The 19,864-nt window shown below is 64.6% G+C and carries 21 protein-coding genes and 3 pseudogenes; 14 read left to right on the forward strand and 10 right to left on the reverse strand.

Features of this window, described 5'->3' with window-relative positions:
• A pseudogene (locus tag H8A92_RS32420) lies at positions 1-259 on the reverse strand (anthranilate phosphoribosyltransferase); the annotation flags it as partial.
• A 64-nt stretch (positions 260-323) separates the two neighbouring features.
• Positions 324-2,224, reverse strand: a pseudogene (locus H8A92_RS32425) (peptidylprolyl isomerase).
• Between the two features lie 250 nt (positions 2,225-2,474).
• On the opposite strand from H8A92_RS32425, the gene tpiA reads away from it, so the two are divergent.
• Entirely contained in the window at positions 2,475-3,227 is a 753-nt protein-coding gene (gene tpiA, locus H8A92_RS32430; protein WP_229199476.1) for a triose-phosphate isomerase, read from the forward strand.
• A gap of 184 nt (positions 3,228-3,411) precedes the next feature.
• Here the strand turns inward: tpiA and H8A92_RS32435 are convergent, their stop codons facing one another.
• Positions 3,412-3,945: a GNAT family N-acetyltransferase gene (locus H8A92_RS32435; protein WP_229199477.1), complete on the reverse strand. Its 534-nt coding sequence runs from the start codon at positions 3,943-3,945 to the stop codon at positions 3,412-3,414.
• Positions 3,946-3,949: 4 nt separating this feature from the next.
• Positions 3,950-4,516 carry a helix-turn-helix domain-containing protein gene (locus H8A92_RS32440; RefSeq protein ID WP_229199478.1) on the reverse strand — a complete coding sequence of 189 codons (567 nt, stop codon included), beginning with the start codon at positions 4,514-4,516 and terminating at the stop codon, positions 3,950-3,952.
• A 205-nt stretch (positions 4,517-4,721) separates the two neighbouring features.
• On the opposite strand from H8A92_RS32440, the gene secG reads away from it, so the two are divergent.
• Together secG and H8A92_RS32450 are read left to right on the forward strand one after the other, a co-directional pair.
• Positions 4,722-5,114, forward strand: coding sequence for a preprotein translocase subunit SecG (secG, locus tag H8A92_RS32445; RefSeq protein ID WP_229199479.1), 393 nt, complete (start codon positions 4,722-4,724; stop codon positions 5,112-5,114).
• 167 nt (positions 5,115-5,281) lie between these two features.
• Positions 5,282-6,913: a CTP synthase gene (locus H8A92_RS32450; RefSeq protein ID WP_092114569.1), complete on the forward strand. Its 1,632-nt coding sequence runs from the start codon at positions 5,282-5,284 to the stop codon at positions 6,911-6,913.
• Positions 6,914-6,933: 20 nt separating this feature from the next.
• Here the strand turns inward: H8A92_RS32450 and H8A92_RS32455 are convergent, their stop codons facing one another.
• The 3 genes from H8A92_RS32455 to H8A92_RS32465 all read right to left on the reverse strand — a co-directional run bounded on the left by H8A92_RS32455 (position 6,934) and on the right by H8A92_RS32465 (position 9,850).
• On the reverse strand, positions 6,934-7,599 hold the full coding sequence (locus H8A92_RS32455; RefSeq protein WP_229199480.1) for a class I SAM-dependent methyltransferase: 666 nt from the start codon (positions 7,597-7,599) through the stop codon (positions 6,934-6,936).
• Positions 7,600-7,799: 200 nt separating this feature from the next.
• Positions 7,800-9,179, reverse strand: a complete 1,380-nt coding sequence (locus tag H8A92_RS32460) for a sensor histidine kinase (RefSeq protein ID WP_229199481.1) — start codon at positions 9,177-9,179, stop codon at positions 7,800-7,802.
• Positions 9,176-9,850, reverse strand: coding sequence for a response regulator transcription factor (locus H8A92_RS32465; protein ID WP_229199482.1), 675 nt, complete (start codon positions 9,848-9,850; stop codon positions 9,176-9,178). Before H8A92_RS32465 ends, H8A92_RS32460 begins: the two co-directional genes overlap by 4 nt.
• Before the next feature lie 172 nt (positions 9,851-10,022).
• Here H8A92_RS32465 and H8A92_RS32470 point away from each other — a divergent pair, with 172 nt between their 5' ends.
• Positions 10,023-10,349 carry an NIPSNAP family protein gene (locus H8A92_RS32470; protein WP_229199483.1) on the forward strand — a complete coding sequence of 109 codons (327 nt, stop codon included), beginning with the start codon at positions 10,023-10,025 and terminating at the stop codon, positions 10,347-10,349.
• 145 nt (positions 10,350-10,494) lie between these two features.
• Here H8A92_RS32470 and H8A92_RS32475 read toward each other — a convergent pair whose 3' ends face one another.
• Positions 10,495-10,830, reverse strand: a complete 336-nt coding sequence (locus tag H8A92_RS32475) for a PAAR domain-containing protein (protein WP_229199484.1) — start codon at positions 10,828-10,830, stop codon at positions 10,495-10,497.
• A 165-nt stretch (positions 10,831-10,995) separates the two neighbouring features.
• Here H8A92_RS32475 and kdsA point away from each other — a divergent pair, with 165 nt between their 5' ends.
• The 3 genes from kdsA to H8A92_RS32490 all read left to right on the forward strand — a co-directional run bounded on the left by kdsA (position 10,996) and on the right by H8A92_RS32490 (position 13,678).
• Positions 10,996-11,853 (forward strand): 3-deoxy-8-phosphooctulonate synthase, encoded by an 858-nt coding sequence (gene kdsA, locus H8A92_RS32480; RefSeq protein ID WP_420831399.1) that lies wholly within the window; start codon positions 10,996-10,998, stop codon positions 11,851-11,853.
• 15 nt (positions 11,854-11,868) lie between these two features.
• On the forward strand, positions 11,869-13,077 hold the full coding sequence (locus tag H8A92_RS32485) for an MFS transporter (protein ID WP_229199486.1): 1,209 nt from the start codon (positions 11,869-11,871) through the stop codon (positions 13,075-13,077).
• Positions 13,078-13,138: 61 nt separating this feature from the next.
• Positions 13,139-13,678, forward strand: a complete 540-nt coding sequence (locus H8A92_RS32490) for a hypothetical protein (protein WP_229199487.1) — start codon at positions 13,139-13,141, stop codon at positions 13,676-13,678.
• 30 nt (positions 13,679-13,708) lie between these two features.
• On the opposite strand, the gene queF is transcribed toward H8A92_RS32490, so the two are convergent.
• Entirely contained in the window at positions 13,709-14,185 is a 477-nt protein-coding gene (queF, locus tag H8A92_RS32495) for a preQ(1) synthase (protein WP_229199488.1), read from the reverse strand.
• 176 nt (positions 14,186-14,361) lie between these two features.
• On the opposite strand from queF, the gene eno reads away from it, so the two are divergent.
• Both eno and H8A92_RS32505 read left to right on the forward strand, forming a co-directional pair.
• Positions 14,362-15,645, forward strand: a complete 1,284-nt coding sequence (gene eno, locus H8A92_RS32500) for a phosphopyruvate hydratase (RefSeq protein WP_229199489.1) — start codon at positions 14,362-14,364, stop codon at positions 15,643-15,645.
• Positions 15,646-15,693: 48 nt separating this feature from the next.
• On the forward strand, positions 15,694-16,833 hold the full coding sequence (locus tag H8A92_RS32505; RefSeq protein WP_229199490.1) for a zinc-binding dehydrogenase: 1,140 nt from the start codon (positions 15,694-15,696) through the stop codon (positions 16,831-16,833).
• 69 nt (positions 16,834-16,902) lie between these two features.
• Here H8A92_RS32505 and H8A92_RS41250 read toward each other — a convergent pair.
• Positions 16,903-17,010 (reverse strand): annotated as a pseudogene (locus tag H8A92_RS41250) (D-alanine--D-alanine ligase A); the annotation flags it as partial.
• A 281-nt stretch (positions 17,011-17,291) separates the two neighbouring features.
• Here H8A92_RS41250 and H8A92_RS32510 point away from each other — a divergent pair.
• From H8A92_RS32510 to H8A92_RS32525, 5 genes are all read left to right on the forward strand, one after another.
• Positions 17,292-17,843: an NADPH-dependent FMN reductase gene (locus H8A92_RS32510; RefSeq protein WP_163150372.1), complete on the forward strand. Its 552-nt coding sequence runs from the start codon at positions 17,292-17,294 to the stop codon at positions 17,841-17,843.
• A 140-nt stretch (positions 17,844-17,983) separates the two neighbouring features.
• Entirely contained in the window at positions 17,984-18,301 is a 318-nt protein-coding gene (locus tag H8A92_RS32515) for an FtsB family cell division protein (protein ID WP_229199491.1), read from the forward strand.
• A 27-nt stretch (positions 18,302-18,328) separates the two neighbouring features.
• A complete protein-coding gene (locus tag H8A92_RS40885) occupies positions 18,329-18,463 on the forward strand; it encodes a hypothetical protein (protein ID WP_274613527.1) in 135 nt (44 codons plus the stop codon).
• 45 nt (positions 18,464-18,508) lie between these two features.
• Complete coding sequence (gene pdhA / locus H8A92_RS32520) at positions 18,509-19,528, forward strand: pyruvate dehydrogenase (acetyl-transferring) E1 component subunit alpha (protein WP_229199492.1); 1,020 nt, start codon at positions 18,509-18,511, stop codon at positions 19,526-19,528.
• Positions 19,529-19,572: 44 nt separating this feature from the next.
• Positions 19,573-19,864: biotin/lipoyl-containing protein (locus tag H8A92_RS32525; protein WP_338026675.1), on the forward strand; the 292-nt coding region annotated here is incomplete at its 3' end.

The following is a 19,864-nucleotide window of genomic DNA, read 5'->3' on the forward strand; positions in this document are numbered from 1 at the left end:
AGCCGTCGCCGCCGGTGCCGACGATGTCGACGGCCTCCGCCGGCGCCACGACCGGCAGCATCTTGCCGCGCATCGCGCTCACCGCGCCGGTGATCTCCTCGACGGTCTCGCCGCGTACCCGCAGCGCCATCAACAGCCCGCCCATCTGCGAGGGCGTGGCATCGCCCGACATCATGCTGTCGAAGGCAGACGCCGCTTCTTCACGCGTCAGCGTGGCGCCGGTGGCGACTTTTCCGATGATCGATTTGAGGTCGTCCATTCGCTGGCTCAGGTCTGTTGTTGGAGCGCGACAAACGCGGAAAGCGTTTGCATCGGGATCATGCTCAATTATTTGCGCCTGTCACCTGTGCGAAGGCTGCCTGGTTGACGGTCACGCCGATGTCGGACTCGATCTTCGAGACATACTGCGCGACCTGCTCGTCGCTCAACGAGCGCCGCAGCGCCTCGGTGAGCTGCTTGACCTCGTTGGAGGCGAAGTCGACCGGGGGCACCGTCACGTCGGTGACGCGGAACACAACCCACTGGCTGCCGCCGGCCACGGACGTCTGTCCGTCGCTGTCCTTGGCGGTGCGGAAGGCGGCTGCGATCACGCCGGCCGGCACGTTCGGCAGGGTTGCCTCGCGGCGGAAGTTCGCCGCGGTCTCGACCTTGACGCCGGCCGCGGTGGCCTCGTCGGCGAGCTTGGCACCGCCGTCGAGCTTCTGCACGATCTCGGTCGCCTTGGCGCGCAGCTTGGCGGAGACCTGGTCCTCGCGCCATTTGGCCTCGACCTGGTCGCGGACCTCATCGAGGGTGCGCTCGCGCGACGGCGTGATGCCGAGCACGTCGTACCAGACGTAGCCGTTGTTGAACTGGATCGGGTCGTTGTCGACACCGACGTCGCTGTTGAAGGCCTGCGACACCACGTCGAGGCCTTGCGGAACGTTGGACGCGACCTGGCCGTTCGGCAGGCGCCCCGAGCGGTCGACCGCGTCGATGGTGACGGCGGTCAGTTTCAGCTTCTGCGCCGCATCGATGACGCTAGAGCCGCCGCCGCGCTCGTCTTCCATCTTGTCGCGCAGTTCGGCGACCCTGGTGCGGGCGCGCTCGGATGCGATCTCGTTCTTCACCTGCTGGGCGAGGCTCTCATAGGTCGGGGTCACGCCGGGCTCGATCTTGCCGACCTTGACCAGCGCGATGCCGAAGCGGCCCTGGACCGGCTGGCTGACTTCGCCTGTGGGGAGCGCGAAGGCGGCATCGCCGACCGCCGGATCGAGGATCGCCGACTTTGCGACCAGACCAAGATTGACGTCGGCCGGATTGAGCTTGCGCTCCTTGGCGATGTCGTCGAACGAGGTGCCCGACGCGATGCGGGCGCGGGCAGCCTGCGCCTCACCGGCGTCCGGGAATACGATCTGCGACACCTCACGCTTTTCCGGCGTGCTGAGCCGGTCCTTGCGTTCTTCGAACAGCTTCCTGGCATCCTCATCCGACACCGTTTCCCACTTGCCGATTTCCCCGGGCGTGATCGCGACGTAGGCGATCTTGCGGTATTCGGGCGCGCGGAATTGAACCTTGTGGTCCTCGAAATAGGCGGCGAGCGCCTCCGGCGAGGGCGGATCGATGGTGCCGGCCTGCGCGGCGCCGAGTGTGACGAACTCGATCGAGCGCTGCTCGTTCTGGAAGCGGGTCAGCGCCTCGACCATCGATTTGGTCGGCTCGATCCCGGAGGAGACGGTGCCGGCGATCTGCCGCCGCAGGCCAACGCGGCGCTGCTCGGCGATGTAGCGGCCTTCGGTGTAGCCGAAGTTGCGGATCACTGACTGGAAGCGCTGCGGGTCGAACTGGCCGTTGAGGCCCTTGAAGTTCGGATCGTTGTAGATCGTGCGCAGCACCTCGGCGTCGGACTGGTTGAGGCCCATGCGGCGCGCCTCCTCGTCGAGTGCGGCCTCCGCGAGCGTCTGCTGCAGCACCTGGCGGTCAATCCCGAAGGCGCGCGCTGATCCGGGGTCAGCGGGCGGCCGAACTGGCGGCCGAGCTGCTGCAACCGGTCGGTGTAGATCTGGCGGAACTGCTCGGCCGAAATCTCGGTCCCGCCGACCTTGGCGAAGGTCGACTGGCCAAACCCCTTGAAGATGTCGGCAATGCCCCAAATTCCGAAACTGACGATCAAAACGCCCATCACCACGGCCATAATCGTCTTGCCGAGCCAGTTTGATGAGGCTTTCCGCATTCCTCGAAGCATGGGTCCAACTTGTTTTACAGGAGGGGAACCGGGTCGTGCCCAAATGGGACCAAAAGTCGGGACTTTTTGTCCGGCAGCAGGGCGTCACCGAATTGAAAACGCTTATAAAGTGGCGGAAGCCCCCCCGCAACCATGGGTGAGGGGACGGATCGGAGCGGTAAAGCGCCGCGCAGCGGGCTGAGCCGCGCTCTGGAAGTCATCGCCGGCCTCTGGTAGCGCATGGCGACGCTTAGAAGATGGGAAATCCGACATGACCGACGCCATCCGGCCGCTGATCGCCGGCAACTGGAAAATGAACGGCCTGAAATCCTCTTTTGCCGAGTTCGACGCGATGCTGGCGGGCGCCGGCGACGTCGCCGCCAAGGCCGATCTCCTGGTCTGTCCGCCGGCGACCTTGGTCGGGGCCTTTGCCGACAAGGCACGCGGCTCGAAGGTCGCCGTCGGCGCCCAGGACTGCCACCCGAAGGCATCGGGTGCCCACACCGGCGACCTCTCGGCGGAGATGTTCAAAGACCTTGGTGCGGTCGCCATCATCGTTGGCCACTCCGAGCGGCGCGCCGATCACGGAGAGACCGACGCGTTGATTCGGCAGAAGGCGGAGGCCGTCTGGCGTGCCGGATTGACCGCGATCGTCTGCATCGGCGAGACGCGCGAGCAGCGCGATGCCGGCAAGACGCTCGATGTCTGCGGCACCCAGCTCAAAGGCTCGCTGCCCGACGGCTCGACCGCAGCCAATCTGGTGGTGGCCTATGAGCCGGTCTGGGCGATCGGCACCGGCCTGACCCCGACAGCCAAGGATGTCGAGGAAGTTCATCGGTTTATCCGAGGTCAGCTCACTGATCGCTTCAAGGCCGAGGGAAACAAGGTCAGGATCCTGTATGGCGGCTCGGTCAAGCCGTCGAACGCGGCCGAGCTGATGGCGGTCGCCAATGTCAACGGCGCGCTGGTCGGCGGCGCCAGCCTGAAGGCCTCGGACTTTCTCGCGATCGCCGCGGGCTGCTAGCGCTGCCCATTTCGTAGCGAGCTCTCACACCGTCATCCTGAGCCGCGAGCGCAGCGAGCCTCGAAGGATGCACGGCCCGGCTGGTGGCCGTCGACCCTTCGAGACGTGCTGCGCGCTCCTCAGGGTGACGGATTGGCAGTGTTGCGGAGCCGGTTGCCATCTACTTCTCTGTTCGGCCGCAGAATCAGGCGGCTGCCGCCGCGCCGATCCGCTTCCAATAGATCATCGTCCCGGTGAGGCCGCCATGCGGCTTCAGCGCGTAATCCGGGATGATGCCGCTGAGCTGAAAGCCTGATCGCTCATAAAGTGGGGCAGCACCGTCGTCGACGGCGGTGTCGAGCACCAGCAACGTGCGTCCGCGCGCGATCGCAAGCGCCTCGGCAGCGCGCAGCAACGAAGTCGCGACGCCGCGATGGCGGTGGCTGAGGCGCGTCATCATCTTGGCGATCTCCGCGCGATGCGGCTGGTTCGGCGGCAGCTTGAGCAGCAGCGTCACGGTGCTGATCAGATTGTCGCCGTCGAACGCGCCGAGCACGATTCGCTCACCGCGGGCTGCGGCGCCCAGCGAGTCCTGCCAGAACGCCTCGGCGTCATCCAGCGCCAGCGGATGCATGAAGCTCACGGAGCCGCCGCCGGCGACGGTCTCAATCAGGAGTTCGCTGAGCGCGCTGCGGATCTCAGGCGCATCCACGAGCGGCTTGATGACAAAGTGCGACATGCATTCAGCTCCGCGCCAGCGTCACGACGTAGATGCAGGCGGTATTGCTCTCGTTGGCGAAGGTCGTTTCCGCCGGCGGACCGAAGCCGAGGCAATCGCCGGCGGCGAGTTCATGGCGCGCACTGCCTTCGGTGATGACGAGGCTGCCGCTCAGGACCCAGACCAGTTGGCGGATATGGGCGTAGGAAGAGGCGGGCAGCGTCACCGTCTGCTTTGGCGGCAGCTCGACCCGCACCAACTCGACCGGATGATCTGGGCTGCTGAACACCTGGCGGCGCAGATAGCCGGTTTCGGGATCGCGCCAGACCGGCTGCCTGGCGGTGCGTGACACCCGCTCGTTCGGCCCCTCGACGCGCAGCATCAGCCCGGCCAAGGTGAGATCGAAGGCTGAGGCAATGCGCACCAGCACGGCCGCGGTGGGGCTGACCTCGGCGCGCTCGATCTTGCTGATGGTGGCCTTGGAGACGTCGGACGTTTTGGCGAGATCTGCGAGCGACCAGCCGCGTTGGTCGCGTTCCAGCCGAATCCGCTGCGCCAGGCGTTGGGTGAGCTCGTCTACTAAAATATCCATTTGTCTACTTTAGTAGAAAGTCACGGCGTCGTTCAAGGGCCCTGGCGGTGGTGATGCCGGCCGCTTGCCATCATGCGCGCTGCGACTATCTCGGGGGTGACAATGCCCGGTGCAATCGTGTAACAGGGCGCGACTTTCACGAAACCCGCAAAGCCGATAGCGCCGTTTGTCTGGCCGCTTGGCGGCTTGTGACGGAAGGCTTGCGATGCAGACTGTCGTTATCATTATTCACCTCATGATCGTCAGCGTCATGATCGGCGCGGTGCTGCTGCAGAAATCCGAAGGCGGCGGCCTCGGTATGGGCGGTGGCGCCGGCTTCATGTCGAGCCGCGGCACGGCGAATCTGCTGACCCGGACCACGGCGATCCTCGCGGTCGGATTCTTCCTCACCAGCCTGTTCCTGTCCTGGTACGCGGGCTACGACCGTAAGCCGAGTTCGATCATCGGCACCGGCGCGCCGGCGCAGCAGACCCAGCCGGCCGGCGGTACCCCGCTGACGCCTCCGACATCCGGCGGCGTCCTCGATTCGCTGAAGAAGACCGACGAGCAGCAGGGCCAGCAGGCCCCGAGCGGTCCGCAGGCGCCACGGTCGCAATAAAGCAGGGTGGCCATGCAGGATGCCGCGCTGGCATCCTGCATCCAAAACCCCCATTAATGCTCTGAAATCGCTCTCAGTTTAACGTAACCCACAGCCCGGCGAATTGTTTGCCGGGAACAGCCGATTCGTTTTGCGAATCGGTGGAGTCGGCTTAAAGGTAAAGTCCCATGGCGCGGTACATATTCATCACCGGCGGCGTGGTCTCCTCGCTCGGCAAGGGTCTGGCTTCAGCGGCGCTCGGCGCTTTGCTGCAGGCTAGGGGCTACAAGGTCCGCCTTCGCAAGCTCGATCCCTATCTCAACCTCGATCCCGGAACGATGTCGCCGTACCAGCACGGCGAAGTGTTCGTGACCGACGACGGCGCCGAGACCGATCTCGATCTCGGCCATTACGAGCGTTTCACCGGTCGTCCGGCCACCAAGGCCGACAACATCACGACCGGGCGCATCTACCAGGACATCATCACCAAGGAACGCCGCGGCGATTATCTCGGCGCGACGATCCAGGTGGTCCCGCACGTCACCAACGCGATCAAGGAATTCGTGCTGTCGGGTAACGATGACTACGATTTCGTGCTGGTCGAGATCGGCGGCACCGTCGGCGACATCGAGGGCCTGCCGTTCTTCGAGGCGATCCGCCAGCTCAAGAACGAGCTGCCGCGCGACCATGCCGTCTACATTCACCTGACACTTCTGCCGTACATTCCAAGTGCCGGCGAACTCAAGACAAAACCGACGCAGCATTCGGTGAAGGAGCTGCGCTCGATCGGCATTCAGCCGGATATCCTGCTGTGCCGCACCGACCGCGAAATCCCCAAGGAAGAGCGGCGCAAGCTCGGCCTGTTCTGTAACGTGCGCGAGAGCGCCGTGATCGAGGCGCGCGACGTCGACAACATCTACGCCGTGCCGGAGGCCTATCACGCCGCCGGCCTCGACGACGAGGTGCTGGCTGCGTTCGGCATCACCGCAAAGATTCCGCCGGCGCTGCAGAGCTGGAACGTCATCAACGAGCGCGTCCGTAATCCGGAAGGCGCGGTGACGATCGCGATCGTCGGCAAATATACCGGCATGAAGGACGCCTACAAATCGCTGATCGAGGCGCTCTCCCATGGCGGCATCGCCAACAAGGTGAAGGTCAATCTCGACTGGATCGAGAGCGAGGTGTTCGAGAACGAGGACCCGGCGCCGTTCCTGGAGCACGTCAACGGCATCCTGGTGCCCGGCGGCTTCGGCCAGCGTGGCGCCGAGGGCAAGATCCGCGCGGCGCAGTTCGCGCGTGAGCGCGACGTGCCGTATTTCGGCATCTGCTTCGGCATGCAGATGGCCGTGATCGAGGCGGCGCGCAATCTGGTCGGCATCGAGGAGGCCAACTCGACCGAGTTCGGCCCGACCAAGGAGCCACTGGTCGGCCTGATGACCGAATGGCTGCGCGGCAACGAGCTCGAGAAGCGTTCGCAGAGCGGCGACCTCGGCGGCACCATGCGGCTCGGCGCCTATCCCGCGGCGCTCAACCGCGGCAGCCGCGTCTCCCAGGTCTATGGCGGCGCGACCGAGATCTCCGAGCGGCATCGCCATCGCTACGAGGTCAACACCGCCTACAAGGATCGCCTCGAGCAGCACGGTCTGCGCTTCTCCGGCATGTCGCCCGACGGGGTGCTGCCGGAAATCGTCGAGTATGAGGACCACCCCTGGTTCATCGGCGTCCAGTTCCATCCCGAACTGAAGTCGCGGCCCTTCGAGCCGCATCCGCTGTTCGCTTCGTTCATCGAGGCCGCGGCGAAGCAGAGCCGGCTGATGTAACGCGGCCGTCGACCGTGCCGCTACACGGCGGCACAGTCCTCGCTGGCCCGGCGTTCTTTCTTGATCGGTGAAACGTTCGAACCGGCCGCCGGCGTGACGTCGCGCGTCATCAGCTTGTGTTGCGGGCGTCGCGTCAGCCGGTAGACCGCGGCGGGCGGCACGTTGAGGATGGCGCGATCGACCAGCGTGGCGCGCAGCCCGAGCCGGTCGAGGATCGGCCGCCGCACCGGGCAGCGCATGCCGTAGGTGAATTGATAGAACGCGCCGCCGGGACGCATGTAGCTGAATGCGCCGCTCACGATCGATATGACCTTGCGCGGCGACATGTTGAGCAGCGGCAGTCCGCTGACGACAGCGCCGACCGGCGCGCCGTCGTAAAGCCGTTCCGAGGCCAGCCGCGCGGCGTCCATCCACAGCACGCGCGCGCCTGGAAAACGCAGCTGCAACAGCCGCATGAAATCCGAACCGTACTCGATCAGCGTGAGATCCTGCTGCCGCACGCCGCGCTTCAACAGCTGATAGGTGAAGGCGCCGGTGCCGGGGCCGAGCTCGAGCACCGGACCGGTGTTGGCGGTGATATCGCGCGTGATCAGCTCGGCGAGCGCAGCGCCCGACGGCGCGATGGCGCCGACGCGGCCGGGGGCCGCCATCCACGCCGTGAAGAAAGACAGGAGGTCATGTGACATTGGGATTCCCAGCAAAGTGTCGTCGCGCCCCGACTCGATTGCGTAGCGCGATCTCTTCTTTGCGGGGTCTGCATTGCGACAACATTGCGCGATGTTGCTGGAGTCCCGCTCCGATTGAATCGGAACGAAGAGGTAGATTCTAGTCGTGATGCGTTTTCTTCACGCGCACCGTTGCCCGCTTCGCTCGAAACGCGATCGCATCACGAGACACAGGGCGCCGGCGGCAATGTGAGACGGAAGCACGCGCCGCCCTTCGGTCCGTCGAGCACGGAGACGTGACCGCCATGTAGCCTTGCGATCTCGCGCACCATGTTGAGCCCGAGGCCGGCGCCGCGGTCGAGCGGCGCGAGCCGGTAGAACGGATCGAAGATCCGCGTGCGCTGGTCCTTGGGAATGCCGTCGCCTTCATCCGTCACGTCGATCGTCGCGGCGCTGCCGACATGGATCGTGATGGTGCCGCGGCGGCCGCCATGCTGGATGGCGTTCTGCACCAGATTGGTCAGCGCGCGCTCCAGCGCGGCGCGGTCGCCTGATGTTTCGACCCGATCCGTTGCGGCATCGAGCGACAATTCGTAGCCGGCCGCGATCGCCAGCGGCGCGAGGTCGGCGGCGACGGTGCGCGCGACCGCGACCAGATCGACCCGTCCAAACGGATTGCGGCACTGGTCGAAGCGCTGGATGTCGAGCAGCTGCTCGGCCAACGTCGCAAGCCGGGCGGAATCCTCGAGCAGGCGGGTTTTCTCGGGCCCCGGCGGCAGCGACTCCAGCCGCGTGTTGAGGATCGCGATCGGCGTGCGCAGTTCGTGCGCAGCGTCGGCAACGAAGCGTTGATGGCGCGAGTAGCCGTCGTCGAGCCGCTTCAGCGCGTCATTGACGGCGGTCACGAGTGGGGCGACTTCAAGCGGCAGGTGGTCGGCCGACAGCCGGCTGCCGCGCTGGCGGAAGTCGATCCGGCGCGCCTCGTCGGCCGCGGAGTCGATGCCGGCGAAGGCGCGCCGCACCACCATCGGCGTCGCGATGAAGGTGGCGCATGCCATCAGCAACAGGCCGGGCAGGGTGCTGCCCAGGCACGTCAGCGTCATCACCAGCAGCGCCTTGGTTCCGGTCATCCGGCCCTGCGTCGCGGTCATGATCTGGACGTTGCCGGCGTCGCTGTTGACGCGCTTCAGCCGCGCCGCCGGCTTGCCTGGGCTGTCCTCCAGCATCTGATAGCCGAGCCGAGCCTGGCTGATATGATCGAGGGCATTGCCGATCCGCGCGAAATCGGGCGGCACCTCGCCTTCGGAGAGCGTGTGCCCCTCGCGGTCCCGCACGGCGAACCAGAGATCGGGAATCTCGGCGCGTAGCTTGTTGAGATCGTCGGTCGGACGCAACGCGAGTTCGCCTTGCGCGTTGCGCATGATGGCCGATTGCACGACGTCGATGACGCGTTCCTCATCCCGGTTGACCAGCAGGAAACCGGAAGCCCACAGCGCGCCAAGCACAGTGAGCACGAGTCCCGTCAGCAACACCGCCTGCAACGCGACCAGGCGCCAGCTCAGTTGCGACCGCAGGCAGTAGTGATCGGCCTGTTCGCTCATGACACCTGCTTCAGCAGGTAACCGACGCCGCGGATGCTGTGGATCTCGATGCCGGCGTCCGACTCGGCAAGCTTGCGCCTGAGCCGCGAGACGTGGGCGTCGAGCGCGTTCGACTGGATCTCGTCCTCGAAATTGTAGACGGCGTCTTCGAGCGTCGCGCGCAGCACCGTGCGGCCCATGCGGCGCAGCAGCGTCTCCAGCACCAGGAGTTCGCGCCGCGGGAGCTCGAGCGGGCGGCCATCGATGCTGGCCTCGCGATGGCTGCAATCGAACGCCATGCGGCCGGCCTTGATGATGTCGAGCTGCATGCCTGCGGGGCGGCGCAGCACGGCGCGCAGCCGCGCCAGCAGCTCCTCGACCGCGAACGGCTTGGCCAGATAGTCGTCGGCGCCGCTGTCGAGACCGGTGATGCGGTCGGCGAGGTCGCCGCGCGCGGTCAGCACGATGATCGGAACGCCGTCCGCCTTGGCGCGCAGTTTCGGGATCAGCGTGAGGCCGTCGCCGTCGGGAAGCTGGCGGTCGAGCAGGACCGCGCCATGGACATCGGCGGAGATCGCTTCCTCGGCCTCGGCAAGGCTCGGCACATGGTCGACGACCATGTCGTAGCCCTTCAGCGCCTGCGACAGCGCCGCCGCCATCTCCGGCTCGTCTTCAACCAGCAGTATCCGCATGTGCTTTGGGTCCAGATCCCGAACAGCCGGTTGTAGGGCAAGTAACATTGCAACAACATTGCGGAAATGGCCGCCTGCCGCGAGCAGGGGTGCCATGTCGGCGCCCCCTCAAGACAGTCCGGAACCCGCTGGCTATAACGGCACGCCAAGCAAAATCCGGGAAGGACCGACAATGATCTACGAGACCCGCGTCTATCGCTGCCTGCCGGGCCGGCTGCCGGCGCTGCTGAAGCGCTTCGAGACCATCACGCTGAAGCTCTGGGACAAGCACGGCATCAAGCAGGCCGGCTTCTTCACGACGCTGGTCGGCGAATCCAACCAGGACCTGACCTATCTGCTGGCCTGGGAATCGCTTGCCGAGCGCGACAAGAAATGGACTGCATTCACGACCGATCCGGAATGGATCGCCGCGCGTGCCAAGACCGAGGAGGACGGCCAGATCGTTCTCACCATCGAAAACCAGCTCCTGGTGCCAACCGCATTTTCGTCGGTCAAGTGACGCTGCGTCAGGCTAGGAACCGTCATTGCGAGCGAAGCGAAGCAATCCATAGCTCCGCAAGTGGAGAGATGGATTGCTTCGTCGCTATCGCTCCTCGCAATGACGCGGTGCAAAGCGTCACAGCTAGGATGGGGGAATGTGTGACCTATTGCGCGCAGCCCGAGGTCTGATCGCCTTCGCGGACCATCGGCTTGCCGTTGATGAAGACGCCATGGGCGCCGGAGGTGGTCTTGCCGCCGCAATGCGTACGGTCGCCCATGACCACCGCTGGCTTGCCGTTGATCAGGACATTGGGCACGCCTTCGACCAGGGGGCCGCCATTGCTGGTGGTGTCGCCGCTGCGCGCGGCCGGCTTGCCGTTGATGGTGACGCCGGTAGCGCCGCTGGTGACGACGCCGGGCTGGCTGTTGGTCTGGCCAAAGGCAAGGCCCGGCATCGCCGACAGGGCGGCCACGGCTATGATCACAGGCGAAAAGCGCATGTCGTTCCTCATTGGGAATCTGTTCCCCGGCAGTCTATAGGGGCGGTTGGGGCAGGATTGTGATAGCACGGCGCACCCACGGCGTCAGCGCAACCCCCTCATCGTGCAGGATGGCTTGATCCCTCCCGCGCGGGATTGCATGGTCGCAGGCCAAAAGGATGCAGCATTTTGACCAATAAGGTTTCCGCGCAAGCCGCGCCGATCGTTGCCGTCGGATCGGCCAAATTCGGCAACGCCTTGCCGCTACAGATCATCGCCGGTCCCTGCCAGCTCGAGAGCCGCGCCCACGCGCTTGAAGTGGCTTCCGCGCTGAAGGAGATCGCGGACCGGCTCAAGATCGGTCTGGTGTACAAGACCTCGTTCGACAAGGCGAACCGCACCAGCGCGTCGGCCGCGCGCGGCATCGGGCTGAAGCAGGCGCTGCCGATCTTCGCTGAGATCCGCTCTTCGCTCGGGCTGCCCGTGCTGACCGATGTGCACGAGCCTGACCAGTGCGCCGAGGCGGCGCAGGCCGTCGACGTGCTCCAGATTCCGGCCTTCCTGTGCCGGCAGACCGATCTGCTGCTGGCCGCGGCCGCCACCGGCAAGGCCGTCAACGTCAAGAAGGGCCAGTTTCTGGCGCCGTGGGACATGGCCAATGTGGTGAGCAAGATCACCGGCGCCGGCAACGCCAATGTGCTGGTCACCGAGCGTGGCGCGTCGTTCGGCTACAATACGCTGGTCTCGGACATGCGCGCGCTGCCGATCCTTTCGCGCACCACCGGCGCGCCTGTGATCTTCGACGCCACCCATTCGGTGCAGCAGCCGGGCGGCAAGGGCACTTCGTCGGGCGGCGAGCGCGAGTTCGTGCCGGTGCTGGCGCGGGCTGCGGTCGCGGTCGGCGTCGCCGGCGTGTTCATCGAGACCCATCCCGATCCGGATCATGCGCCGTCCGATGGCCCCAACATGGTGCCGCTCCGTGAATTCGAATCTCTCGTCAAGCGGCTGATGCAGTTCGACGCGCTGGCCAAGACGGCAGCCTGACCGACGGACCACGACATGACCGCAACCAGCGGCATGCCGCCGGCCCTCAACGTCATCACGCTGGCGACCTTCGCGGCGAGCCTGTCGGTGCGCGCGCTCGATCCGGTGCTGCCGCATGTCGCGGAGGATTTCGGCGTCAGCATCGCGACCGCGGCGAGCTTTGCCGCGGTATTCGCCTTCACCTTTGCCGCGGTCCAGCCGGCGATCGGCGCCGCCGCCGATCTGTTCGGCAAGGCGCGGCTGATGACGATCTGCCTCGGACTGCTCGGTATTGCTAACATCCTCGGCGCGCTCTCGACTTCGTTCCCGATGCTGTTCGTGACGCGCATCCTCGCCGGCATCGGCTCGGGCGGGGTGTTTCCGGTGGCGCTGTCCCTGACCAGCGACCTCGTCGGCCCGGACAAGCGGCAGCTCGCGATCGGCCGAACGCTGGCGGGCTCGATGACCGGCAATTTGCTCGGTGCGACGGCCTCCGGCCTGATCGGCGATCTGCTCGGCTGGCGTGGTGTGCTCGCGGTGCTCGGCGGCCTTGTCATCATCGTCGCGGTCGCGGTTGCGGCCGGCTTCCGCGGCGCCGCGCTGAACCGTCCGCCGCGCACCAGCCTGAAGGCGCTGCGCCACGGCTATCGCACCATCTTCACCAACCCGAACGCGCGCATCTGCTATTCGGCGGTCTTCGTCGAAGGCTGCTGCGTGCTCGGGCTGTTTCCCTTCATCGCCTCGTTCCTGTTCGAGCTCGGCGAGACCTCGCTGTCGATCGCCGGCATCGTGATCGCGGGCTTTGCGATCGGCGGATTGCTCTACACGCTGACGGTCGCGCGGCTACTGCCGATGATCGGCGTGAGGGGCATGATGATCGTGGGCGCGACGTTGGTCGCGATCCAGCTCGTCGGCGTCGCCTTCGGGCCGCACTGGAAGCTGCAGATGGCGGGCCTCATGGTGATGGGCCTCGGCTTCTACATGATCCACGGCTGCCTGCAGGTGTTCGCTAGCGAGTTGTCGGTCGAGGCGCGCGCCACCGCGCTGTCGCTGCACTCGTTCTTCTTCTTCATGGGCCAGACCGTCGGCCCGATCGCCTACGGTTTTGGGCTTCAACACGCCGGCAAGACGACGACGTTGGTCTCGGCCGCCGCCGTGATGGTGGTGCTCGGATTTATCTGCGCGAGATTCCTGAAGCAGACGCGTCCGGCGGACGCGGCCGCGCGGCCCGACGTGGAGCCGTAGTGATGATTTGATGAATATAGGCGTCACCTCTTCAGGGACGCGGGTATCGAGAGGTCGAGGAATGCAAAACGCGTCAGTGGCCGCGCTTGCGTACGAATTTCTGTTCGAGGTTTATCGGAAGATGGATCTCGACCGAAAGCGCGGGAGAATCAAGTCGCTCCCTGATGAAAATGGCACGCTACGCGAGGCCTTCCATCATGAATTCTCAAGTAACTGGGAGTGGCCGGGTGGTGTGCTGGAGCAACTCGGTGTTCTCAGAATTCTCCAACCAACGTGCGGTCTGTGGGGGCCTAATTTCTATCCCGTGATGACTTTGGATGAATGCTCTGTTGCCGACTTCTCAAAATTCGAGACCTTCGACAACTACTGCGTTGCAATGTCCTCTTTCGAGATGTTGCATAGTCATTCTGAATTCCGCGGGGAGGTCAATCTTGACAGTCGATCGCCTCACTTTCTGGACGCGGTCGCGTCCCAGGACGATATCTTCCTGATTCAGGACGACGGTCAGGTCAGGTTTGACCAGCGGCGCTTCAACGAGAAAGTCATGACACGTTGGGAAGAGCTGGAAGTTCGTCGCATTCATCCCAAAGGCGGTACTTAGCTTTCAGATAGCGGCGTTCCATCGGTCCCGCTAACCCCGCCCGCGATACGTCGCGACGCCCTGATCAGGAACCCAGATGCCCTTCGGCAGCCTTCCGGTCTGGAAGAACACGTCGATCGGGATGCCGCCGCGCGGGTACCAATAGCCGCCGATGCGCAGCCATTTCGGCTTGATCTCGTCTGATAGCCGCTTGCCGATCATGACCGTGCAGTCCTCATGGAAGGCGCCATGGTTGCGGAAGCTCGCGGCGAACAGTTTCAGCGATTTGGATTCCAGCAGCCAGCGGCCCGGCACATAGTCGATCACCAGATGCGCGAAATCCGGTTGGCCCGTCACCGGGCAGATCGAGGTGAATTCCGGCACCGTGAAGCGGACCAGATAATCGGTACCAGCCTGCGGATTGGGCACGCGGTCGAGCTGCGCCTTTTCCGGTGCGTCGGGCCATTCCACCGCACGGCCGAGTTGCAGGCCGGGGGAGGTCGTTGATTTGCTGGATTTCTTTGCCATTGGGGTCTCCGTTCGGGTCTCATAGAGCATGATCCGGAAAAGTGGAAACCGGTTTTCCCGCAAAACAACCCCATGCAAAGTACGGCAACGCGGGCCGTCAGGCGGCCTTTTCCCCCTCGATGCATTGCGGTAGAAGCACCGCCATCCGACCCCCTCACTGCCCATAAGAGGTTCTCATGACTGACATCGTCGACATCATCGGCCGCGAAATCCTGGATAGCCGTGGCAACCCCACGGTCGAGGTCGATGTGGTGCTGGAGGATGGGTCGATCGGTCGCGCGGCGGTGCCGTCGGGCGCCTCCACCGGCGCCCATGAGGCGGTGGAACTGCGTGATGGCGACAAGTCGCGCTACCTCGGCAAGGGCGTCGAGAAGGCGGTTGCCGCCGTCAACGGCGAGATCTTCGAGGCGCTCGCCGATCAGGCCGTCGAGGAGCAGGTCGCGATCGACCAGATCATGATTGATCTCGACGGCACGCCGAACAAGAGCCGGCTGGGCGCCAACGCCATCCTCGGCGTCTCGCTGGCCTGCGCCAAGGCCGCAGCGGAATCGTTCGACATGCCGCTCTATCGTTATGTCGGCGGCACCTCGGCGCGGACGCTGCCGGTGCCGATGATGAACATCATCAATGGCGGCGTGCATGCCGACAACCCGATCGACTTCCAGGAATTCATGATCCTGCCGGTCGGCGCCGCCTCGTTCGCCGAGGCGCTGCGTTGCGGTTCGGAGATCTTCCACACGCTGCGTGGCGAATTGAAGAAGGCCGGCCACAACACCAATGTCGGCGACGAGGGCGGCTTCGCGCCGAACCTGCCGTCGGCCGATGCCGCGCTCGAGTTCGTCATGAACGCGATCGGCAAAGCCGGCTACAAGGCGGGCGACGACGTCGTGCTCGGCCTCGACTGCGCCTCCACCGAATTCTTCAAGGAAGGCTCCTACGTCTACGGCGGCGAGAACAAGACCCGCTCGCGTTCCGAGCAGGTGAAGTATCTCGCCGATCTCGTCGGCCGCTATCCGATCGTCACCATCGAGGACGGCATGTCGGAGGACGACATGGACGGCTGGAAGGAGCTGACGGATGCGATCGGCAAGAAGTGCCAGCTGGTCGGCGACGATCTGTTCGTCACCAACGTCACCCGGCTCGCCGATGGCATCAAGAACGGCCGCGCCAACTCGATCCTGGTCAAGGTCAACCAGATCGGCACGCTGACCGAGACGCTGGCGGCGATCGAGATGGCCTACAAGGCCGGCTACACCGCCGTGATGTCGCATCGCTCCGGCGAGACTGAGGACTCCACGATTGCCGACCTCGCGGTCGCCACCAATTGCGGGCAGATCAAGACTGGCTCGCTGGCGCGCTCCGACCGCACCGCCAAGTACAACCAGCTGCTGCGCATCGAGCAGCAGCTCGGCACGCAGGCGAAATACGCCGGCAGGGCGGCCTTGAAGGCGCTAGCGTAACGCCCCAACTGATCGGGACTGAATAAAACGTAAAAAAGGGAGGTCGGGATGAGTGACGGCAAGAGCGGTCTGCAACTGCGTTCGCTGCTCAAGAAGAATGGTGAGCTGGAATTGTCGCTGGTCAATGTCCCGACCCCCGAGCCCGGACCCGATGAGGTCGTGGTCCGGGTCGAGGCGACCCCGATCAATCCGTCGGATCTCGGTCTGCTGATCGGGCCGGCCGACATGTCGGCCGCAAAGGTCTCCGGCAGCAAGGACTTGCCTGTCGTGACCGCGCGCGTGCCGGACGCGGCGTTGGCCGGCATGGCCGCGCGGCTCGACGAGTCGATGCCGGTCGGCAATGAAGGTGCCGGCGTCGTGATCAGGACCGGTTCGTCGGACGCGGCGAAAGCGCTGATGGGGCGGACGGTCGCGATGATCGGCGGTGCGATGTATGCGCAATACCGCACGCTGCGGGTCGGTGAATGCCTGCCGCTGCCCGAGGGCATCACCCCGGCGGAAGGCGCGTCCTGCTTCGTCAACCCGCTCACCGCGCTCGGCATGACCGAGACGATGCGACGCGAGGGGCACAAGGCGCTGGTGCACACCGCGGCGGCATCCAACCTCGGCCAGATGCTCAACAAGATTTGCCTCAAGGACGGCATCGGCCTCGTCAACATCGTGCGCAACGAGGAGCAGGCTGGCATCCTGCACAAGATCGGCGCCAGGCATGTCGTCGATTCCTCGGCGCCCGATTTCATGGACAAGCTCACCGGCGCGCTGGTCGAGACCGGCGCGACCATCGCCTTCGATGCGATCGGCGGCGGCAAGCTAGCGGGTCAGATCCTGGTCGCGATGGAGACCGCGATCAACAAGACCGCCAAGGCCTATAGCCGGTACGGCTCGAATGTGCACAAGCAGGTTTATATTTATGGCAGCCTCGACACCCGCTCGATCGAGCTGCCGCGCGGCTTCGGCATGGCCTGGGGCGTCGGCGGCTGGCTGCTGTTCCCGTTCCTGATGAAGATCGGTCCGGAGGCGGGCAACAAGCTGCGCCAGCGCGTGGTGGCGGAGTTGAAGACGACCTTCGCGAGCCACTACACCAAGGTGGTCTCGTTGCAGGAGACCTTGCAGCTCGACAACATCGCCGTCTACGGCAAGCGTGCGACCGGAGAAAAATTCCTGATCAACCCGAACAAGGGCGCGTAGCCGCGGGGCCACTTCGCTCGAAAGCGCTCTATTCGCGCTCGAATGCCAGCTTCCTGGAGCGCTTGTGACGCTCGGGTCGAGCGAGCGAAGCACGTTGGCGGCCGATGCCCGCGAGACGTCGTGTTCGGCCGATCGTCCGCCGAACAGGATTGCAACCCGTATCTTGCGCTCTGCCATCAGCCGCTCTTCGGTTGGCGCGATGCTTGCCTGGAATCGCGACAGTATCTTTCGAGGAACGTGTCGACAATTTGCCGCCGGTTGCGCCCGGCGCGGCTTTCGGGCGGAATGGCGTTCTCCGGCGGCGAGCTGACGGGGCTTGAGCGGCGCAGCCTCAGCGCCGTTGGTGCAAAATTCGCAAACGCTGCGTTTCCGGAATTGGACGATCCATGCACTTGCATCTTTCTCGGCGGGCCGGTAGGTGAAGTGCAGTGTTACGCGCAACCCGAGGGGAATATGCAATGGCCTATAACATCGTCACCGTCGTCGGCAGCATTCGCAAGCAGAGCTTCTCGCTCAAGATCGCCAATGCGCTGGCCAAGCTCGCCCCGGCCTCGCTGAAGCTCGATGTGACGACCCTCGAGGGCATTTCCTTCTTCAACCAGGACCTCGAGGCGGCCCCGCCGGCGGACTGGCTCGCCTTCCGCGAGAAGCTGCAGAAGTCGAACGGCGTCCTGTTCGTGACCCCCGAATACAACCGCTCAATCCCGGGCGTGCTCAAGAACGCTATCGACGTCGCCTCGCGGCCGTACGGCAAGAGCTCGTTCATCGGCAAGCCGGTCGGCATCATCGGCAACTCGCCCGGACCGCTCGGCGGCGTCAGCGCTGTGAAGCATCTGCAGAACATCCTGCCGGGTATCTCCGGCCCGATCCTCGGCCAGCCGGAAGCCTATCTCAACGGCGTCGGCGATGCCTTCGACGACAAGGGCGAGCTGACCAAGGAGTCGCTCAAGGGCGTGCTGCAGCAGTATCTCGACGCTTTCTCGGCCTTCATCGAAAAGCAGAACCGCTGATGTCGTTTTGACGCGTTTTCTACCGCAGATAAGTCTACGCAATCTGCGTAAACTTGATTGCTATGCGAACCGGCATCGACTTCGCTCGAAAACGCTCTGGTTTAGCAGTCCGTTAACTCCATGGCCGCATCTTCGCGGCCATGGTTTCCCGCACACGGCTCAAATCGATTCTGACCGGGCTCGCCCTCTACACGCTGGCGGCGCTGATGGTCGGCTATTTCGGCGTCAACGCCTACACCGGCAAATACGGCCTGAATGCGCGGCTGGAGCTCGACCAGGAAATCATCGCGCTGACCTCGGAGCTCGCGCGCTTGAAGAAGGAGCGGGCCGAGGGCGAGCAGCGGGTGTCGCTGCTGCGCTCGGACCGGGTCGACCCCGATATGCTGGACGAGCGCGCGCGCTTCCAGCTCGACTACGCAAACCCGCGTGATCTCGTTCGGATCAACAAGGCGAACTGACGCCGCCAGCTATTTTAGGACAGCTGCATGTCCGAAAATAACTGGCTGCTGTTCTTCAAATTTCAAAATCGATCGATCCGTATCACAAAAATGTCGCGCCGCGCTGCAGTGCGGCATAGCAAAATTCCGTCGAGCGAACGCAATCCTTCCAAGGTGATTTGAGTTGGGTTAGAGAGGGTTCTTCGACTTCTCTCACCCGGAATTGCCATGGCCACAGCCAAGAAAACCGTCGCAAAGGAATCAGGGCAGGAGAAGGCGGGCTCTCCCCCCGAATTCAGCAGGGAGCAGGAGCTCAAGGCCCTGCGGGACATGCTGCTGATCCGGCGCTTCGAGGAGAAGGCCGGCCAGCTCTACGGCATGGGTGCGATCGGCGGTTTCTGCCATCTCTATATCGGCCAGGAAGCTGTCGTGGTCGGCATGCAGATGGCGCTGAAGCTCGGTGACGAGGTCATAACCGGCTACCGCGACCACGGCCATATGCTGGCCTGCGGCATGGAATCCCGGGGCGTGATGGCGGAACTGACCGGCCGCCGCGGCGGATATTCCCGCGGCAAGGGCGGCTCCATGCACATGTTCAGCAAGGAGAAGCATTTCTACGGCGGCCACGGCATCGTGGGCGCGCAGGTGTCGCTCGGCACCGGCCTTGCCTTCGCCAATCGCTATCGCGGCAACGATAACGTCAGCGTGACCTATTTCGGCGATGGCGCGGCCAACCAGGGCCAGGTCTACGAGAGCTTCAACATGGCCGAGCTGTGGAAGCTGCCGGTGATCTATGTGATCGAGAACAATCGGTATGCGATGGGCACCTCGGTGTCGCGCGCGTCGGCCCAGCAGGACTTCTCCAAGCGCGGCGTCTCCTTCAACATTCCCGGCAAGCAGGTCGACGGCATGGACGTGCGCGCGGTGAAGGCTGCCGCCGATGAGGCCACCGCCTGGTGCCGAGGCGGCAACGGTCCGATCATCCTGGAGATGCAGACCTATCGTTACCGCGGTCACTCGATGTCCGATCCCGCGAAGTACCGGACGCGTGAGGAAGTCGAAAAGGTTCGCCACGACCAGGATCCGATCGAGCAGGTGCGCAACCGCTTGCTGGCATCAGGCGTGAGCGAGCAGGACCTCAAGGCGATCGACGCCGAGGTGCGCGAGATCGTCAACGAAGCCGCCGACTTCGCGCAGCACGATCCGGAGCCCGATGCGTCGGAGCTCTACACCGACATCTACCGCTGATCCCACCGCGCAGAAGAATCTCAAGACCGATTTCGGGAGCCGATATGCCCATTCAAGTGCTGATGCCTGCGCTGTCGCCCACCATGGAGAAGGGCAACCTCGCCAAATGGCTGAAAAAGGAAGGCGAGACCATCAAGTCCGGTGACGTCATCGCCGAGATCGAGACCGACAAGGCGACGATGGAGGTCGAGGCCACCGACGAGGGCACGCTCGGCAAGATCCTGATTCCGGAAGGCACCGCCGACGTCGCGGTCAACACGCCGATCGCCACCATCCTGGCCGACGGCGAAAGCGCCGCCGACCTCGCCAAGATGCCGGCCGCACCAGCGCCGAAGG

It is taken from the genome of Bradyrhizobium acaciae (assembly GCF_020889785.1).
Classification (GTDB): domain Bacteria; phylum Pseudomonadota; class Alphaproteobacteria; order Rhizobiales; family Xanthobacteraceae; genus Bradyrhizobium; species Bradyrhizobium acaciae.

Excerpts from the sequence above, each read along its gene's own strand:
- tpiA (WP_229199476.1), top strand. The coding sequence starts at position 2,475 with ATGACCGACGCCATCCGGCCGCTGATCGCCGGCAACTGGAAAATGAAC.
- H8A92_RS32435 (WP_229199477.1), bottom strand. The coding sequence starts at position 3,945 with ATGTCGCACTTTGTCATCAAGCCGCTCGTGGATGCGCCTGAGATCCGC.
- H8A92_RS32440 (WP_229199478.1), bottom strand. The coding sequence starts at position 4,516 with ATGGATATTTTAGTAGACGAGCTCACCCAACGCCTGGCGCAGCGGATT.
- secG (WP_229199479.1), top strand. The coding sequence starts at position 4,722 with ATGCAGACTGTCGTTATCATTATTCACCTCATGATCGTCAGCGTCATG.
- H8A92_RS32450 (WP_092114569.1), top strand. The coding sequence starts at position 5,282 with ATGGCGCGGTACATATTCATCACCGGCGGCGTGGTCTCCTCGCTCGGC.
- H8A92_RS32455 (WP_229199480.1), bottom strand. The coding sequence starts at position 7,599 with ATGTCACATGACCTCCTGTCTTTCTTCACGGCGTGGATGGCGGCCCCC.
- H8A92_RS32460 (WP_229199481.1), bottom strand. The coding sequence starts at position 9,179 with ATGAGCGAACAGGCCGATCACTACTGCCTGCGGTCGCAACTGAGCTGG.
- H8A92_RS32465 (WP_229199482.1), bottom strand. The coding sequence starts at position 9,850 with ATGCGGATACTGCTGGTTGAAGACGAGCCGGAGATGGCGGCGGCGCTG.
- H8A92_RS32470 (WP_229199483.1), top strand. The coding sequence starts at position 10,023 with ATGATCTACGAGACCCGCGTCTATCGCTGCCTGCCGGGCCGGCTGCCG.
- H8A92_RS32475 (WP_229199484.1), bottom strand. The coding sequence starts at position 10,830 with ATGCGCTTTTCGCCTGTGATCATAGCCGTGGCCGCCCTGTCGGCGATG.
- H8A92_RS32485 (WP_229199486.1), top strand. The coding sequence starts at position 11,869 with ATGACCGCAACCAGCGGCATGCCGCCGGCCCTCAACGTCATCACGCTG.
- H8A92_RS32490 (WP_229199487.1), top strand. The coding sequence starts at position 13,139 with ATGCAAAACGCGTCAGTGGCCGCGCTTGCGTACGAATTTCTGTTCGAG.
- queF (WP_229199488.1), bottom strand. The coding sequence starts at position 14,185 with ATGGCAAAGAAATCCAGCAAATCAACGACCTCCCCCGGCCTGCAACTC.
- eno (WP_229199489.1), top strand. The coding sequence starts at position 14,362 with ATGACTGACATCGTCGACATCATCGGCCGCGAAATCCTGGATAGCCGT.
- H8A92_RS32505 (WP_229199490.1), top strand. The coding sequence starts at position 15,694 with ATGAGTGACGGCAAGAGCGGTCTGCAACTGCGTTCGCTGCTCAAGAAG.
- H8A92_RS32510 (WP_163150372.1), top strand. The coding sequence starts at position 17,292 with ATGGCCTATAACATCGTCACCGTCGTCGGCAGCATTCGCAAGCAGAGC.
- H8A92_RS32515 (WP_229199491.1), top strand. The coding sequence starts at position 17,984 with ATGGTTTCCCGCACACGGCTCAAATCGATTCTGACCGGGCTCGCCCTC.
- H8A92_RS40885 (WP_274613527.1), top strand. The coding sequence starts at position 18,329 with ATGTCCGAAAATAACTGGCTGCTGTTCTTCAAATTTCAAAATCGATCG.
- pdhA (WP_229199492.1), top strand. The coding sequence starts at position 18,509 with ATGGCCACAGCCAAGAAAACCGTCGCAAAGGAATCAGGGCAGGAGAAG.